This is a genomic window from Curtobacterium sp. MCLR17_043, from assembly GCF_003224215.1.
Lineage (GTDB): Bacteria > Actinomycetota > Actinomycetes > Actinomycetales > Microbacteriaceae > Curtobacterium > Curtobacterium flaccumfaciens.
This window is the reverse complement of the sequence record NZ_QKLH01000004.1, coordinates 100,984-116,199: the sequence shown is the minus strand read 5'-3', so window position 1 is coordinate 116,199 and position 15,216 is coordinate 100,984. Positions and strand designations below refer to the sequence as shown.

Annotated in this window: 17 protein-coding genes and 2 tRNA genes; 10 read left to right on the top strand and 9 right to left on the bottom strand. The window is 70.4% G+C overall.

What is annotated here, in order from left to right:
* Positions 1–116 precede the first annotated feature (116 nt).
* The 3 genes from DEJ03_RS05360 to DEJ03_RS05350 all read left to right on the top strand — a co-directional run bounded on the left by DEJ03_RS05360 (position 117) and on the right by DEJ03_RS05350 (position 1,342).
* Complete coding sequence (locus DEJ03_RS05360) at positions 117–1,031, top strand: helix-turn-helix transcriptional regulator (RefSeq protein ID WP_110863801.1); 915 nt, start codon at positions 117–119, stop codon at positions 1,029–1,031.
* A gap of 115 nt (positions 1,032–1,146) precedes the next feature.
* A tRNA-Arg gene (locus DEJ03_RS05355) sits at positions 1,147–1,220 on the top strand.
* A gap of 47 nt (positions 1,221–1,267) precedes the next feature.
* Positions 1,268–1,342, top strand: a tRNA-Val gene (locus tag DEJ03_RS05350).
* Between the two features lie 123 nt (positions 1,343–1,465).
* Here the strand turns inward: DEJ03_RS05350 and DEJ03_RS05345 are convergent.
* Together DEJ03_RS05345 and DEJ03_RS05335 are read right to left on the bottom strand one after the other, a co-directional pair.
* Positions 1,466–1,924, bottom strand: coding sequence for a hypothetical protein (locus tag DEJ03_RS05345; protein WP_110863800.1), 459 nt, complete (start codon positions 1,922–1,924; stop codon positions 1,466–1,468).
* 525 nt (positions 1,925–2,449) lie between these two features.
* The gene (locus DEJ03_RS05335) at positions 2,450–3,010 is read right to left on the bottom strand and encodes an AAA family ATPase (protein ID WP_110863798.1); all 561 of its coding nucleotides are present in this window, start codon (positions 3,008–3,010) and stop codon (positions 2,450–2,452) included.
* Between the two features lie 103 nt (positions 3,011–3,113).
* Between DEJ03_RS05335 and DEJ03_RS05330 the strand changes: the two genes are divergently transcribed.
* Positions 3,114–4,298, top strand: a complete 1,185-nt coding sequence (locus DEJ03_RS05330; protein WP_258370563.1) for an MFS transporter — start codon at positions 3,114–3,116, stop codon at positions 4,296–4,298.
* Positions 4,299–4,309: 11 nt separating this feature from the next.
* Here the strand turns inward: DEJ03_RS05330 and DEJ03_RS05325 are convergent, their stop codons facing one another.
* Entirely contained in the window at positions 4,310–4,492 is a 183-nt protein-coding gene (locus DEJ03_RS05325; protein ID WP_110863796.1) for a helix-hairpin-helix domain-containing protein, read from the bottom strand.
* Positions 4,493–4,583: 91 nt separating this feature from the next.
* Between DEJ03_RS05325 and DEJ03_RS18210 the strand changes: the two genes are divergently transcribed.
* The 3 genes from DEJ03_RS18210 to DEJ03_RS05315 all read left to right on the top strand — a co-directional run bounded on the left by DEJ03_RS18210 (position 4,584) and on the right by DEJ03_RS05315 (position 6,582).
* Positions 4,584–4,712: a hypothetical protein gene (locus DEJ03_RS18210; protein ID WP_258370562.1), complete on the top strand. Its 129-nt coding sequence runs from the start codon at positions 4,584–4,586 to the stop codon at positions 4,710–4,712.
* A 76-nt stretch (positions 4,713–4,788) separates the two neighbouring features.
* Positions 4,789–5,283: a hypothetical protein gene (locus tag DEJ03_RS05320; protein WP_110863795.1), complete on the top strand. Its 495-nt coding sequence runs from the start codon at positions 4,789–4,791 to the stop codon at positions 5,281–5,283.
* Between the two features lie 246 nt (positions 5,284–5,529).
* Positions 5,530–6,582: a BLUF domain-containing protein gene (locus DEJ03_RS05315; RefSeq protein WP_181422610.1), complete on the top strand. Its 1,053-nt coding sequence runs from the start codon at positions 5,530–5,532 to the stop codon at positions 6,580–6,582.
* A gap of 4 nt (positions 6,583–6,586) precedes the next feature.
* On the opposite strand, the gene DEJ03_RS05310 is transcribed toward DEJ03_RS05315, so the two are convergent.
* The 4 genes from DEJ03_RS05310 to DEJ03_RS05295 all read right to left on the bottom strand — a co-directional run bounded on the left by DEJ03_RS05310 (position 6,587) and on the right by DEJ03_RS05295 (position 10,199).
* Positions 6,587–7,087, bottom strand: coding sequence for a GNAT family N-acetyltransferase (locus tag DEJ03_RS05310; RefSeq protein WP_110863793.1), 501 nt, complete (start codon positions 7,085–7,087; stop codon positions 6,587–6,589).
* A 30-nt stretch (positions 7,088–7,117) separates the two neighbouring features.
* The gene (locus DEJ03_RS05305; RefSeq protein ID WP_110863792.1) at positions 7,118–7,420 is read right to left on the bottom strand and encodes a DUF4190 domain-containing protein; all 303 of its coding nucleotides are present in this window, start codon (positions 7,418–7,420) and stop codon (positions 7,118–7,120) included.
* 186 nt (positions 7,421–7,606) lie between these two features.
* The gene (locus DEJ03_RS05300; RefSeq protein ID WP_110863791.1) at positions 7,607–9,262 is read right to left on the bottom strand and encodes a catalase; all 1,656 of its coding nucleotides are present in this window, start codon (positions 9,260–9,262) and stop codon (positions 7,607–7,609) included.
* Positions 9,263–9,446: 184 nt separating this feature from the next.
* Positions 9,447–10,199, bottom strand: a complete 753-nt coding sequence (locus DEJ03_RS05295) for an HpcH/HpaI aldolase/citrate lyase family protein (protein WP_110863790.1) — start codon at positions 10,197–10,199, stop codon at positions 9,447–9,449.
* Between the two features lie 156 nt (positions 10,200–10,355).
* On the opposite strand from DEJ03_RS05295, the gene DEJ03_RS05290 reads away from it, so the two are divergent.
* Positions 10,356–11,165 carry a class II glutamine amidotransferase gene (locus DEJ03_RS05290; RefSeq protein ID WP_258370561.1) on the top strand — a complete coding sequence of 270 codons (810 nt, stop codon included), beginning with the start codon at positions 10,356–10,358 and terminating at the stop codon, positions 11,163–11,165.
* Between the two features lie 12 nt (positions 11,166–11,177).
* Here the strand turns inward: DEJ03_RS05290 and DEJ03_RS05285 are convergent, their stop codons facing one another.
* Together DEJ03_RS05285 and DEJ03_RS17860 are read right to left on the bottom strand one after the other, a co-directional pair.
* Positions 11,178–12,242 carry an AI-2E family transporter gene (locus tag DEJ03_RS05285; protein ID WP_110863788.1) on the bottom strand — a complete coding sequence of 355 codons (1,065 nt, stop codon included), beginning with the start codon at positions 12,240–12,242 and terminating at the stop codon, positions 11,178–11,180.
* Positions 12,239–12,868, bottom strand: coding sequence for a DUF308 domain-containing protein (locus DEJ03_RS17860; RefSeq protein WP_181422609.1), 630 nt, complete (start codon positions 12,866–12,868; stop codon positions 12,239–12,241). The genes DEJ03_RS05285 and DEJ03_RS17860 overlap by 4 nt, the downstream gene beginning before the upstream one ends.
* A gap of 214 nt (positions 12,869–13,082) precedes the next feature.
* Between DEJ03_RS17860 and DEJ03_RS17855 the strand changes: the two genes are divergently transcribed.
* Complete coding sequence (locus DEJ03_RS17855; RefSeq protein WP_181422608.1) at positions 13,083–13,679, top strand: HdeD family acid-resistance protein; 597 nt, start codon at positions 13,083–13,085, stop codon at positions 13,677–13,679.
* Positions 13,680–13,721: 42 nt separating this feature from the next.
* On the top strand, positions 13,722–15,206 hold the full coding sequence (locus tag DEJ03_RS05270; RefSeq protein WP_110863785.1) for a basic amino acid/polyamine antiporter: 1,485 nt from the start codon (positions 13,722–13,724) through the stop codon (positions 15,204–15,206).
* Positions 15,207–15,216: the final 10 nt, after the last annotated feature.

Below are 15,216 nucleotides of genomic sequence, written 5' to 3'. Positions count from 1 at the left end.
CCGGCAGGACCACCAGGTCCGGTCGGGGGCTTCGTCGTTCGTGGATCGTGCCAGCGGCTGTGGGCTAGCGTGGGGACGTTCGGAGCCGAGCAGGCTGTTGGGAGAACGACCACCGCATGACCGTGATGATGCTGCAGCAGGACACCGTCGACTTCGACGCGGTCAGTGAAGTACTCGGGGAGATGTACCCGAAGGTGCGCCTCGAGCCGCCGCGTGGTCGGGTGCGGTTCCGCGCAGACATCCGTGGCGACGACCGACTGAGCATCGCGCGCCTCTCGATGGGCTTCCACGCGCAGGTGACCGTCGAGCCGGCGGGGGTCTTCACCTCGGCCACCCGACTCGGCGGCGGACTCCGGACCGAGCACGGTGACGGCGGAGAGGTCGGCGGCGTGCTCTTCGGTCAGGAGGAGACCGTCGCCGAGTACGACGGTTCGGAGCTGCTCGTCGTCAACATGCCGGAGTCCTCGCTCCTCCAGCACGCCGTCCGTGCCGAGGGAGCCGACACCGGCGTCCTCCGGCTCCACGGCCACCGGCCGATCCCGGAACGTGCCGACGTCTGGGCACAGGCGGTCTCCCACGTCCACCAGAACGTCGTCCGGGTGGACTCTGCGTTCCGGAACGAGCTGGTCCGCACCGCCGCGTTCGACTACCTGCTCAGCGTCGCGACCTGGGCACTGCCGTTCGAGACCGTCACGCGGGTCTTGGCCGGCACCGGGGCGGGGGCGGCAACGGTCCGGCGGGCCGCCGCGTACATGGACTCGCACCTGAGCGACCCGATCACCCTCGAGGACGTGGCGGCGGCGGCACGGGTGTCTTCCCGCGGACTCCATTCGACCTTCCGTCGGCAACTCGACATGACGCCGATGACCTACCTGCGCCGCGCCCGGCTCGCCGAGGCGCACCGGGAGCTCCTCGACGATGAGTCGAAGCTGATCAAGGACGTCGCGGCGAAGTGGGGGTTCAGCAACCAGGGACGGTTCACCCGCCTGCGACGTGAGATGTACGGCACGGACGGTCACCGGACGCACTGACCAGATCGGTCGTCGTCGGCGGCGCACGCACCGACACGCACCGACCGTTCGAAGGCCCGCGACTCGCCAGACGGTATCCCACCGTTCGGGTACTCACGGAGACGTGAACCTCGATGGTGGGGTGGCCGAGAGGCCAGGCGGCGGCCTGCGGAGCCGTCCACGCGGGTTCGAATCCCGTCCCCACCTCCAGATCCACCCTCCAAGACCTTGATGGACTCCGGTCCACGCAGGGACCTGGGCAATCGGCGCAGCGGGAGCGCGCTTCCCTGACACGGAAGAGGTCACTGGTTCGATCCCAGTACCGCCCACCACCACGGGCCCCCGGCAGGACCACCAGGTCCGGTCGGGGGCTTTCTTCGTTCCGGTCTGCTCGCCGGCAGCGCTCGCGCCGTGTTCGGGATGTCCTGCACACGGGTGGTTCGTCTGCTTTCGGGTCAGCCACCACCCGTGAGCGCGTCACCGCTCACGCCACCCCGCCGCGCGTACCCTGCGGCGGAGGAGTCCCGCCGGGCTCGGGCCCGGTCGGGGTCCTCGGCCCAGTGGTCGATGGCGTCGTCGCCGACGGCGAAGTAGTGCGGGCGCAGTTGCTGGATCGCCCAGTCCGTGCCAGGGCTGTCCTCGTCGAGCTGGGGGATGACGGCCTTCAGATCGCGCCTCGCTCGAACGAGGTCCCGTGGAGCGCCGTCGTGCACGTCGACAGCGGCGAGGGCGACGCACTTCGAGAGCATCAGCGAAGCACCCGACCCCGTCGTCGGACCCAACAGGCTGAGGAAGTCGGCGACGTCGCAGACGCGGACGACCTCCTCGGTGCAGGTCTCCACCCAGTCGGCGACCGCCGGTTCGTGGAACTGCAGCAGGTCGCGAACCGTCAGGTTCCTCGTGGTGGAGAGCACGGGTGCAAGCGTATGCGGCACGGTTCTGGTGCGCCGTGAAGGGCGGTCACCAGCGACCATGCGCGGGTGAGCTGCACCGCCGCCCTCGGCTAGCCCTGGTCGCAGGCTGACGACGACGGGACGGCGAACCGGGCAACCGCAGCACGGACATCGTCGGAGAGCTGACGGTCGCCATGCCGTGCGAAGACGAGGACCGTCTGGTCGAACCGGTCGGCGTCCGCCACCTCCCACGTCGCCGTCTCGCGGTCCGACTGCGACGGCTTCACGCCGTGCCGGAGTGCCCAACGGACGTGGAAGTCCCCCGACGCGGCGACCGCCGGAGCGCGCAGCGGCGGATGGCACCGGCCCGGTCGAGCTCCCCGACCACCCGTCGAATCCCGGGTGCTGGGTTCCCACCGTGCCAGTCGTCCGCACAGGCGTAGAGGACATCGAACTCGCGGACGAACGGCGGGACGACATCGACCGAGTCGGCGATGCGGTCGCCCACGAGCGCGGCGACCTCCGCCACGTGGGTGACTGCACCGCTCAGTCGTCCGAGGCGGTCTGCAGCAGGAACGTCCCTGCCTCGACGGCGGCGCGGACCGCGGCGAGTGTTTCCGAGGGTGCCTGTCCCGTCGTGTCGATCACGTGGTGTTCGAGCGCACGGAGGGCGGAGAACTCCTCCCACATCGCGAGGATCGGCGCCTCGTCGACGAGTGCGTCCGGCTCGGTCCGGCCCCGCGCACGTCGCAGGGTCTCGTCGCGGGAGGGGCGGAGGACGACGTAGTGGAGCGGCGACGTGCCGCGGATCGGGCTCGGGGCCAGGAAGTGGTGCAGCATCCACGGTCCGACGATGCCGTCGACGACGACCACGAACCCACCGGCGACGTACGCGGAAGCAGCAGTGCTGATCACCCGCATGACCGTCTGGTTCTGCTCGTCCGCCTCGGGCAGGTAGGGCGGGACCGAGCCGGAAACGATCGCGTGCCAGAAGTCGTCCGTGTGCAGGTGCACCGAACGCGGGAACGAAGCAGCCACCGCCCGAGCCGTCGTCGACTTCCCCGCGCCGGGTGGACCGGTGATGACGACGACCGCAGCAGCGTCCATGACCACGGAGACTAGTCGCTGCCGCGAGCCCACTCACGGGGTCATCGGAGGTCGGACACGCCCGACGTTGGCGATCCGGCCCGTGGTCGTCCAAGGTTGGCACGTGACCGCCCTGTCGACGACCACGCCCCCTCGGCTCGCTCCGCTGTACGCCGCGGGGTTCGTGACCGCCTTCGGGGCGAACGGCATCGCCGCGGCGGTCGGTGGCGAGCACCTCGAACTCGGTCTGACGCTCGCGTGGCTCGGACTCTTCCTCGCGCTGTACGACGTCGCCGAACTCGTCCTCAAGCCGGTCTTCGGCGCACTGTCCGACCGCATCGGGCCGCGACCGGTGATCGTCGGCGGACTCATCGTGTTCGCGGTGGCCTCGCTCATCGGCGTGTTCGGGACCGGACCGTTCTGGCTCGGGCTCGCCCGCCTGCTGCAGGGTGCCGGCGCCTCCGCGTTCTCGCCGGCGTCGTCCGCCGCGGTCGCGCGACTCGTGCCGGCGCATCGTCGCGGGACGTACTTCGGTCGGTACGGATCGTGGAAGGGTCTCGGCTACGCCGGGGGACCGGTGATCGGTGCACTCGTGGTGCAGTTCGGCAGCACGCAGTGGCTCTTCGGGATCCTGGTCGTGATGGCCCTCGTGACGGCGGTGGCGGTGCTGATCGCCGTCGAGCCCATCGTGCCACTGCCCCGGCAGCGGGCCACGCTCGCGGTGATGGTCCGAGCGGCCACGGACCGCCAGTTCCTGATCCCGGTCGTCGTCCTGGCCGTCGGCAGCGCTGCGATCGGGGCGCTGACCGGGATGCTCCCGGCGCTCGGCACCGAGGTCGGCATCCCGCTCCTGGTGTCGACGCTCGCGGTCGCCGTCCTCGCCGTGATCTCGTCGCTCATGCAGCCCGTTGCCGGTCGACTGCACGACGCCGGGCGTCTCGGCACCGGGGTGGCGGGTGTGGCCGGGACGGCCGCGGTGGCCGCTGCATTCCTGGTGGTCGCCGTCGCACCCTCGGCGGTGGCGGTCTTCATCGCGGCGCTGCTCGCCGGGGCCGGTGTCGCGACGTTGACGCCGGTCGCGTTCGCGCACCTCGCCGGGACGGCTCCGCCGGACCGGCTCGGGCGGACCATGGGCTCTGCGGAGCTCGGGCGCGAGACCGGGGACGCCGTCGGACCGCTCGTCGTCGGTGGTGTCGGCAGCGCGATCGGGCTGCCGTTCGGGTTCGCGGCCTTCGCGGTGGTGGCGCTGGTCGGGACGCTCGTGGCATCGCGGTTGCCGTCGAAGACTGCTCCACAGCAGGACGCGTAGGCGGCCGTCGGTCAACGGCCCGCTTCGGCCTCGAGCGCTTCCCTGAGCCGTCGGAGCGCCGTCGGTCCGATTCCGTGCAGCCGTGCGAGTTGATCGACACCGACACGGCGGACGTCGGCGAGCGTGTGCACTCCGGCGGCCTGGAGCGCCCTCGTCGCCGGTGCTCCGATGCGCGGGAGATCGGTTCCGTCCATGTGCCAACGGTACGTGTCGGCGGTAGCGTGGCAAACGGGCGACCACGCAGGTCGGGACCGACGAGGGGGCACCATGAGGATCCTGAGCACCGTGGCACGAGGACTGGGCTGGTTGCTCACGACGGTCGCGAAGACGCTGGGCGGGATGTGGGGCGCGAAGCCGTTCACCGATTCGCACGCGGCGCAGGTCCCGCCACGTCGCGAGGACTACCGCCCCTAGGCAGCGAGACCGGGGTTCCTCGCCGTCATCGTAGGATCGTCGGGCCGCATCCAGCGGAACGACGGGGGAGCATCTGATGGAACAGCACACCGAACCGCGCACGCGACCGCGGGTCGTCACGGTCGCCGTGGCCCTCTGGTGGGCGTCCGTCATCATCAGCCTCGTGGCCGCTGCGCCCGGCATGGTCGTGTCCATGCGCGAAGCCGGCGGCGCGATCATCGGGGCGTCGCTCGGGCTCGTCCTCGTCCTCGCCTGGTCGGCACTGTTCGTGTGGCTGGCGACGCGGATGGGACGAGGCTCCGGCAACGCGCGTCTCTGGCTCGCCATCATCGCCGGGCTGGCTGCCTGCAGCGCAGTGTTCGCCATCGCCACCGACGGCGTGGACTGGAGCCTCGTCGACGCCGTCTGCGTCGTCGTCGCCGCGGTGCTCAGCTACCTGCCCAGTGCCCGTCCGTTCTTCCCGCGGGACGAACGACGCCCGCGATCAGCGGGACCCCGCACCATCGGGTGGGACCCGACGACGGGTGAGCGCATCTTCGAGACGCCTCCGTCGGGCGACCGCGCGCACTGACGCGAACCCCGAGGAACAGCCGGAGAACGTGCGTTCCCCATTGTGGGGGTACCGCGGACCGACGCCGGATGGTTCCATTCAGAGGTCGGCATCCTCCGGGTGCCGATGAGCCACGGACCGTCTTGCGTCGCAGTGAAGGTGGTCGCCGCTGGTTACGGTGACCACGAGGTGCCGTCGAGTCGATTCGGGTTCGACACGGCGGCGCCTCCCACACACCGGGGGACCGTCCGACCAGGAAGCAGCACCATGCGATCGCTCGTCTACACCAGCACCCAGACCCGTCCGATCACGGATTCCGAACTCGCCCAGATCCTGGCGGTCGGTCGCGAGAAGAACACCCGGCTCGGCGTCACCGGCATGCTCGCGCACCGCGACGACAACTGCATCGGGATCATCGAGGGCGAGGACGACGTCGTCCGCGAGCGCTTCGACCAGGTCCAGGCCGACCCGCGACACACGAACGTTCGGGTGCTGCTCGACGAGCCGATCGCCCAGCGCTCGTTCCCGGACTGGTCGATGGCGTTCCAGTCCCTCGACCCGCTGATGCACGACGTGCCGGGGTTCAGCGACCTGTTCAGCCCGGGTCGCCCGACTGATCCTGCGTTCGGGGCCTCCCGGGCTCGCGCACTCCTGGACTGGTTCCGGAAGCACCCGCTGGCACCACTGACGAACCAGAACGCCGCCGACGAGGAAGTCCCGCGCACCCGGGCGATCAACGGTGCGATCGCGGTCATCCACGACGGGGGACTGTCACGCTTCTCGCTCGAGGGCGTCGCGGCCCGGTCGGGGATGCGACCGGCCGAGATCCTCGAGCTCTTCCCCTCCGAACACGCACTGTTGGCCGCCGCGGTGATGCGGTGGACCCGCGCGGTGTCGGCACCGCTGCTGCCGCTCGCCGGTGAAAAGGGCACGGTGGCGTTCCTGCACGCGCTGCTCTCCGCGCACGCCGAGGACCCGTCCCTCATGCGCCTGATCGCCGCGACGCTCGCCATCTCGACCGACCCGTCGACGGACGGCGCCGACTACTACCGGTCCGCGTACCTGCAGTTCCGCGAGACCGTCCGCACCGCGCTGCAGGAAGACGTCCGCGCCGGCCGCGAACCGGCGACGATGGACCCGATCCGCGGGGCGCAGCAGCTGCTCGCCCTCTACGACGGCATCCGCCTGCAGGCGCTCCTGACCCCGGACACCGACGTCGTCGACGCGTTCGACCGTGCCGCCGCACGGATGCGCCGCGGCTGGTCCGAGCAGTACGAGGAGACCACCGTGTGGGACATCTCCGCGCCGGCCGTGGACTGACGCTTCAGCGAACCAACCGGACTGTCCGCGGGATGGGTCCGAACGCCGACTCGGCACCGTCGGGCGTGAAGCCGTTCCGCCGGTAGAAGGCGTGCGCCCGCGGGTTGTCCGCTGCCACCCACAGCGACGCCGGACGATCGGCGAGCACGGTGTCGAGGAGTGCCTGACCGGCGCCGGTTCCTTGCGCACGGGCCAGGACGTAGAGCGTCGTCAGCTCCTCGGGGCGGACGGCATCCGGCTCGGGGGTCGTCTGCGCCGCGGCGAAGCCCACGACCCCGGAACTGTCGAGGGCGACCCGGACGGCTCCTCGGGCGTCAGAGCTCGCGAGCGTCGACCGCCACATGTCGACCCGGCGACCCGCGTCGAACCACGGGCTCGTGTCCGGGTCGTCGACGAACCGGCCGTAGGTCTCTCGCCACGACACCGTGTGCACGTGGGCGATCGCATCCGCATCAGCGAGCGTCGCCGGCCGGATCAGCGTCGAGACATCAGCATCGTTCCCCACTCGGTCAGGGTAGCGACCGGCGTCCGGTGCTCAGAGCTGGAGGTCAAGGTCGAAGAACCCCGCACCGCCGAGGAACAGCGGCACGATGATCCCGAACAACGTCAGCGTCGCCCCGATCAGGATCGCCGCGAACGCGATGCCGTCACCCCGCTCACCGGTCAGTCGCACGTCGCGTCGAGCGATGAACCCGACGACGACACCGCCGATCGGTGCCACGAATGCAAGAACGATCGCCACCACCGCGAGCAGGCTCAGGGGCGGTACCGGCACGGCTGCCGACGCGGGGGATCCGGCGGTGCTCGGCGCGGACTGGTCAGGAGCGAGGTCGGTCACGTCGGCCAGTCTAGGGTCGGCGTGGACCGCTCCGCGCACCCCTGATCGAGGCGCAGCCGTCGCGTGGACGCGCCGGAACGGGCCTGACCCCGGGTGGCGAGCGGACGCTTCGGGCTCCGCCACGGACGGACGGGAGGCCCGGTGCCAGCTGGCACCGGGCCTCCCGTCCGTCCGTGGGGTCGCGTCTCAGACGCGCACGGCGCGTTCGTCGGGGACGCAGTGCGTCATCATCAGGCCCTCGACGTCGCGGGAGCCGTTGTGACCGAGGTTCGCCAGGCGGGCGAGTTCGTCGTCGCTGAGCGTCTGGGACTGCAGCGGGGGCAGGTCCTTGACCTCGTCGAGGGTGATGCCGAGTCCCTCGCCCACGAGACGACCCAGGTCGTCCTCGACCATGTAGCAGTGCCAGAGCATGCGCTCCTGCACCGGACGGGCCGCCTGCGAGATGAGGTCGACGAAGTTCGCGACCAGGTCGTCGCGCTCCCAGTCCTGCAGGAGCAGGTACCGCTGGCCGGCCTGGGTGTAGTCGTTCGTCCGGGGGATGCGCTTGCGGGTGAGACGCCCGACGATCTCCGGCCCCTGGTCGTCGTGGGTCGGGTACTCCGCCTCGCGCAGGCCGCCGGTGATCGACGGCTCGTAGTTGACGTGCGGGTTCTCGCCGCCGTGGTCCTGGTGGTACGCCATCTGTCCGTCGCGCTGGTTGGTCGCGACGGCGCCGTTCTTCGGGGCGTTCACCGGCAGCTGCAGGTAGTTCGGGCCGACGCGGTAGCGCTGCGTGTCCGAGTACGAGAACGTGCGGCCGACGAGCATCTTGTCGTCGGAGAAGTCCAGGCCGTCGACGAGCACGCCGGTGCCGAAGGACAGCTGCTCGTTCTCGGCGAAGTGGTTCGTGACGTTGCGGTTCAGGACCATCTTGCCGACGGGCTTCGGCGGGAACTCGTTCTCCGGCCACACCTTCGTGTCGTCGAGCGGGTCGAAGTCGAGCTCCGGGTGCTCGTGGTCGTCCATGAGCTGCACACGGAGCTCCCACTCGGGGTACTCACCACGCTCGATCGCCTCGTACAGGTCCTTCGACGCGTGCCCGAGGTCGCCGGCCTGCACCGCGGCGGCGTCGGCCTCGGTCATCGAGGACACGCCCACCGACGGGATCCAGTGGTACTTGACGAGCTTGGTGTCACCGTCCGCGTTCACCCACTTGTAGGTGTTCACGCCGAAACCCTGCTGGGTGCGGTAGTTCGCGGGGATGCCGCGCGGGCTGAACAGGTTGACGAGCATGTGCATCGACTCGGGGGTCTGCGACATGAAGTCGAAGATGCGCGCCGGCTCCTGGCGGAAGGTCACGGGGTCGGGCTTGAGGGAGTGGATCACGTCGGGGAACTTGATGGCGTCGCGGATGAAGAAGACGCCGAGGTTGTTGCCGACGAGGTCCCAGTTGCCGTCCTCGGTGTAGAACTTCACGGCGAAGCCGCGCGGGTCGCGGGCAGCTTCCGAGGAGTCACGGCCGCCGATCACGGTGGAGAACCGGATCGCCAGGTCGGTGCGCTTGCCGGGCTCCTGGAACAGCTTCGCGCGGGTGTACTGCGCGATGGGTTCGTCACCCCACGTGCCGGTGGCCTCGAAGTACCCGAAGGCGACGGCACCGCGCGCGTGCACGACCCGCTCCGGGATCCGTTCGCGGTCGAAGTGGCTGATCTTCTCGAGGAACTGGTAGTTCTCGAGCGTCGCCGGGCCACGGGCCCCGACGGTGCGCTGGTTCTGGTTGTCGTAGACGGGGTGGCCCTGGCGGTTCGTCAGGATGCGGCGGTCGTCGCCCTCGGCGGGCGGTTGGCTGGAGACGTCGGTCATGTCTCGTCCTCTCTGCGGTCGCGGTCGGCTCGGGTTCCCGACCGAGTGTGGACCGGGGCGCGGGCACGCCCTCTCAGCGGCGTCGAGGACGCGGACGAGGACCGGTCGCCGGTGCGGCCGCCGCTGACGACCCGTCAGTACTTCGCCGCTGACGGCCCGTCAGTAGGTCGCCGCTGACGGCCCGTCAGTACGAGGTGCGACCGGTGGCTGCTGCGCCGAGCACCGCGGCCGCACCGTGCGCGAGCAGGGTCCCGTCGGTGACGACGGCGACGCGGTCGAACCCGAGCGCGCGGAGCCGTTCGGCGCGGGCCAGGTCACCGGCGAAGGCGCCGGTGTGCTTGCCCGCGCGGCGGGCTGCGGCGACGATCGCGGGGAGGGGGTCCGTGGCGCTGTCGGCGTCGAGCAGCTCGCGCAGATCCACGCCGAGCCCGATCGACAGGTCGAAGGGGCCGACGAACACCGCCGAGACGCTCGGGACCGCCAGGATATGCTCGGCGGCACCGAGGCCCGCGGGTGTCTCGAGCATGACCCACACCTCGGGGTCGGCAGCTGCGGCGGATGGTGCCGCACCGCCCCAGAGTCCCGCCATCGGCCCCCAGCTCCGTCGGCCCCGCGGTGGGTAGTGCGCGGCGCGCACGGCGTGCTCGGCCTGCTCGACGGTCTCGATCATCGGGACGATCACGATGTCGGCACCGAGGTCGAGCGCACGGCCGATCGCGGCGTCCGAGCCCTCGGCGACACGAATCGCGACGGGGACCTGCGGTGCGACCGCGGCGAGTGCCGGCATCGTCGCCAGGAGCGTGGCGTCGTCGAAGGCGCCGTGCTGGGCGTCGAGGCCGAGCCAGGCGAACCCGTTCTGGGCGATCTGTGCGGTGGTCCGGGGTTCGCCGAGCGTGCACCACACGCCGTCGGCGCGGCCGTCTCCGAGTGCTGGCACCGTGGTCCTCCGTCGTTCGTCGGCGCCATCGCTCGATCGCGGCCGTGCCGGTCAGGCTACCGGGGCGCGAGCGGGCGCTCGGCACGCGATGGTGCTTGACTCAGGGCGTCGGGCGACGAAGCCGGGGAGGCTCGCATGTGTCGGTGGCTGGGGTACGTGGGACATCCGATCGAGCCGCGCGAGCTCATCTACGACACCGAGCGTTCGCTCATCGAGCAGAGTCGTTTCCACTCACCGGAGACCCCGGCTCCGAACGGTGACGGAACGGGTCTGGGGTGGTACGGACGGCGCGACCGGCCGACCCTCTTCCGGAGTGCCGCGCCCGCGTGGGGGGACGAGAACCTCCGCGAACTCGCGTCCGAGGTGTCGAGCGGGCTGTTCCTGGCGCACGTCCGGGCGGCGACCGGCACCCCGATCCAGGAGACGAACAGTCACCCGTTCCGGTACGGCAACCGCCTGTTCGTGCACAACGGCTTCATCAGGGACTTCGCCGTGGTTCGTCGGCAGCTGCTCGCCGCGGTCCGTGACGACCTGTTCCCGTGCATCCTCGGATCCACCGACTCCGAACTCATGTTCCATCTCGCACTGACCTTCGGCCTCGAGGAGGACCCGGTCGGTGGGCTGGAACGCATGGCGGGGCTCGTGGAGTCGGTCGCGAGTGCGGCCGGGATCGACGGCGCCCTGCAGATGACGATCGGGCTCACCGACGGTGAGACGTTGACGGCCGTCCGCTACGCGAGCGCGGGGACCGCGAACTCGCTCTTCATCAGTTCGGACGTCGGATCGGTCCGGCAGCTGTACCCGGAGGTGGGGCGGTTGGCGCACATGCCCGAGAACGCTCGGGTGGTCGTCTCCGAGCCGTTGGTGGCGCTCCCGGGACTCTGGCGTGAGGTGCCGGCCGGCACGGCGGTCACGATCGGCACCGATCCCGTCGAGGTGCCGTTCCGTCCCGTTCCACCCGGTTGAGAACCGCGTCGCTCACCGTGCGCGTTCTTCCGACGTGTTCTTCTTCCGGGAGTTCAGCAGCGGTGCCAGGAACCGTGCGCGCGGGTCGGCGTCCACGAGGACGCTCTTGACCACGAGCGTGCACGGGACGGCGAGGACCGAACCGATCGGACCGAGGACCCATGCCCAGAACACCAGGGACACCACCGTCGCGGACATGCTGATGCCGACGACGTCACCGACGACCTTCGCCGGGACGATCGTGGTGACGACGGAGTTCAGCACGACGTAGACGATCACGATCACGATCGCCAGCTCGGGTCCGCTGTCGAGGAGCGCGATCAACGCCGGCGGCACCAGGCCGATGACGAACCCGACGTAGGGGATGAAGTTGCACGCGGCCGCCAGCACGCCCCACAGGACGGGGTACGGGACCCGGAGCGCAGCGAGCAGGATCGCATCGAGTGCTCCGACAACCACGGCCAGTGCGGCGGTGATCGCGAAGTACCGTCGGGTGAGCCGCGCCGAATCCGTCAGGGCAGCCGCGATCGCCGGCCGCGCCCGTCGAAGGCCCGCGAGCCGCTGGTCGACCTGGGTCGCTTCGATCGACAGGAACAGGAGCAGTCCGAGGAAGAAGACGACCGTCGCGCCCATGCTGACCAGTGACGGGGCGACCGAGGCGGACCACCGCAGCAGGCGGTCCGGTGTGACGACGTCGGTGAGACTGTGGGACTGTGCGTCGGTCAGACCGGCTTCGGTCAGCACCCTGTGCGCTCGGAGGACCAGGGTCTCGAGGTCGGAGCGGTAGGCGCGGACGACCGTGGTGAGCCGCACGGCCGCGAAGGCGACGACGGCGACGAGCACCACGATCATCCCGAGCCCCGTGACGAAGGCGGCCGCGATCCCGACCGCCGCGGGGGCACCGCGTGCACCGAGCCGACGAGACAGCGGACGGGTCAGGACGACGATCACCAGGGCGAGCAGGCACGGCGCGACCAGCCACGAGAGCACCTTGACCCCGGCGACGCCCAGGACGGCGCCGGCGACGACGACGGCGAACGACGTCGTCACGGTCCGGCGTTCCCCGTGGTCGGTCATCGCCGTCGGTGCGGGGTGTCCTCGCCGCCGACGGCGATCGTCTCGTAGCGGGGCGGGAGCCAGACGAGGATCCCCTCGAAGAGCTGGGCCGCGGAGAACAGCACGAGGAACACCGCGCTCGAGGCCGTCGCGGCACCCACACCGATGACCGGGTAGGAGACCAGAGCGACGGCGATGCACACGCACAGGACCGCGGCGATGAGCGTCAGCCCCCTCGCGACCGAGAACGTGGACCCGGTGAGGATGACGGCGGCCTCGAGCACCCAGGCGATCGCGATCAGCGTGACCCAGGCGCTGAGCTGGCCGGGTGGGTGCACGACGGCGACGACACCGGCGACGAGGACGAGTGTGCCGAGCACACCGTGGATGACGCGACGGACGAGGGCCATCCCGTCTCCCACCTGCGCCCGGCCGATGCGGAGCAGGCCTGACAGCACCATGTACGAGCCGAGCAGGTGCACCTCGGCGTCGAGGGCAGCGGGTGGGCGGGTGAGGATCAGGATCGCGATGATGAACCCGGCGATCCCGGTGATCACGAGCACCGTGCCCTGCCGCGCCCGTCGCGGGGCCGGGCCGGGCCGCGCTCGGGCTCCGGCGCCGACGCGTTCCTCGCCCGTCCTCGACATCTCCGTGCCTCCCGACCGTCCGGAGCGGCGTCGCTCCTTGACGGGGTTCGTACACCGCTTCGCCTGGTCGGGTTCGCTCCCATGCGTGCGCATCGAAGGTGGACGACTCCTCAGGTTCGGGTGTATGCCTGTCCGCAACACGGACTTCGGGCGCGGTCTCGCACCGCCAGCACCACCAGCACCAGTCGGGACCTCCAGGGAAGGTCGAGCGGGCATGAGTGTCGACAGAGCGGTCGACGAGGGGGCCGGGTCCTCGGGGGCAGTCGGCAGCAGGCTCCGTGTGGCGCTCGGGGTCGTCGGGGTCGTCGGGGTCCTCACCGGGCTGGCTGCGCTGGTCCTGCCGCACGCGACGCTCTTCGCGGTCGCGTGGGTGTTCGGGACCTACCTGGTGGTGTCCGGGGCCGCGATGGTGTTCCGCGCCGCGACGACGCCATCGAGGGTGTGGTGGCGACGGCTCGGGCTGGTCGTTCTCGGGCTGCTCGTGGTCGCCGGGGGCATCGTCGCGATCGTCCTCCCACCGATCGGCGTGCGCTGGGTGGCGTTGCTCATCGGGTTCGCCTGGATCCTCGAAGGCATCGCGATGGTGTACTCGCCAGCGCAGGGGCACCGGGCCCTGACCGCGGTGCTCGCCGTCCTGAGCGTGCTGAGCGGGATCCTCGTGATCAACCTGCCCTTCCTGGGCGTCCTGCTGACCGTCGCAGCTGTGGGCAGCGTGCTCATCGTCTTCGGGGTCGTCCAGCTCACCGTGGCGTTCAACTGGGGCCGTTCCGCCTCCGCCACACCCGAAGCGACCGTCGCAGCCGACCGGTAGCCGGACGTCCGACTCCGAGCGACCCACGAGAGAGGGAAGCAGATGGCAGTGCAGGAGCAACAGGCGCCCGTGACGAGCGAGGACCGCACGCTGTCGGTGGTGGCACTCGCCGCCATGGTGGTCGGGTCGATGGTCGGGGCGGGCGTGTTCTCGCTCCCGCGCAACTTCGCGACCGGAGCCGGCGTCATCGCGACCGTCATCGCGTGGGTGGTGGCCGGCGTCGGGATGCTGATGCTCGTGTTCGTGTTCCAGGCGCTCTCGACGCACCGGCCGGACCTCGACGCCGGCATCTTCGCCTACGCGAAAGCGGGGTTCGGCAACTACCTGGGCTTCTTCTCCGCCTTCGGGTACTGGGCGAGCGCCTGCGTGGGCAACGTCACCTACTGGGTCCTGATCGGCTCGACCATCGGCTCCGTGCTGCGCGCCTTCGGCGAGGGGGACACGCTGCTGTCCGTGGCGGTCACCTCGGCCATGCTCTGGGCGTTCCACCTGTTCGTCCTGCGCGGGACGAAGAACGCCGCGGCGCTGAACACGATCGTGACCGTCGCGAAGCTCGTCCCGATCGTGCTGTTCCTGGTCGTCGGTGCGATCGTCGGTACCCACTGGGACACCTTCCGGCTGAACCTCTGGGGCGGTGCCGAACCGAGCGCGGGTGAGCTGTTCAGCCAGGTCCGTTCGACGATGCTCATCACGGTGTTCGTCTTCCTCGGCGTCGAGGGAGCCACCGTCTACTCCCGGTACGCACGTCGACGCGAGGACATCGGGCGGGCGACGCTCAGCGGGTTCCTCGGGGTCCTCGCCGTCTTCGCGCTCGTCACGCTGGTCTCGTTCGCCGCTCTGCCCGCCGCCGAGCTGCGGGGGTTGCGGCAGCCGTCGATGGCAGGCGTGTTCGGCGAGATCGTGGGTCCGTGGGGTGCTGTGCTGATCAACGTCGGACTCGTCGTCTCGGTCCTCGGCGCGTACCTGGCGTGGACCCTGATGTCGAGCGAGGTGCTGTTCCAGGCCGCACGGCAGGAGGACGCACCCCGGTTCCTGACGCGTGTAAACCGTCACGGCACGCCGTGGATGGCGCTGCTGTTCACCAGTGGCCTCATCCAGGTCTTCCTGGTGATCACGATGTTCTCCGACGATGCGCTGACGTCCATGCTCGAGCTCTGCAGCTCGCTGTCGCTGATCCCGTACTTCCTCTCCGCCCTGTACGCCGTGCAGTTCGGGATCCCACGCTGGTCGCGGCGCGCGCACGGCGGGGTCGAACCTGCCGGAGCGGTGGGCGGTCTCACCCGGAGACAGCTCGTCGCGGCCGTCGTCGCGGTCGTCTACACGGTGTTCCTCGTCGTCGCGGCCGGCCCCCAGTACCTGCTCCTGTCGTTCTTGATCTACGCACCCGCGACGATCCTCTACGTCATCGCACGTCGGGAGCGCGCACTCCGCGTGTTCACGACCGCCGAACGGGTCCTCTGCGTCCTGTCGGTGGTCGGTGCGGTCGCGGCGATCATCGGGCTCAGCACCGGCTCCATCACACTCTGAGAAGGGAACC

Bases quoted from the DNA above. Each gene is read 5' to 3' on its own strand.
- DEJ03_RS05285 (WP_110863788.1), bottom strand. From the start codon at position 12,242: ATGACCGACCACGGGGAACGCCGGACCGTGACGACGTCGTTCGCCGTC.
- DEJ03_RS05335 (WP_110863798.1), bottom strand. From the start codon at position 3,010: ATGGACGCTGCTGCGGTCGTCGTCATCACCGGTCCACCCGGCGCGGGG.
- DEJ03_RS17855 (WP_181422608.1), top strand. From the start codon at position 13,083: ATGAGTGTCGACAGAGCGGTCGACGAGGGGGCCGGGTCCTCGGGGGCA.
- DEJ03_RS05300 (WP_110863791.1), bottom strand. From the start codon at position 9,262: ATGACCGACGTCTCCAGCCAACCGCCCGCCGAGGGCGACGACCGCCGC.
- DEJ03_RS17860 (WP_181422609.1), bottom strand. From the start codon at position 12,868: ATGTCGAGGACGGGCGAGGAACGCGTCGGCGCCGGAGCCCGAGCGCGG.
- DEJ03_RS05325 (WP_110863796.1), bottom strand. From the start codon at position 4,492: ATGGACGGAACCGATCTCCCGCGCATCGGAGCACCGGCGACGAGGGCG.
- DEJ03_RS05270 (WP_110863785.1), top strand. From the start codon at position 13,722: ATGGCAGTGCAGGAGCAACAGGCGCCCGTGACGAGCGAGGACCGCACG.
- DEJ03_RS05315 (WP_181422610.1), top strand. From the start codon at position 5,530: ATGCGATCGCTCGTCTACACCAGCACCCAGACCCGTCCGATCACGGAT.
- DEJ03_RS05320 (WP_110863795.1), top strand. From the start codon at position 4,789: ATGGAACAGCACACCGAACCGCGCACGCGACCGCGGGTCGTCACGGTC.
- DEJ03_RS05360 (WP_110863801.1), top strand. From the start codon at position 117: ATGACCGTGATGATGCTGCAGCAGGACACCGTCGACTTCGACGCGGTC.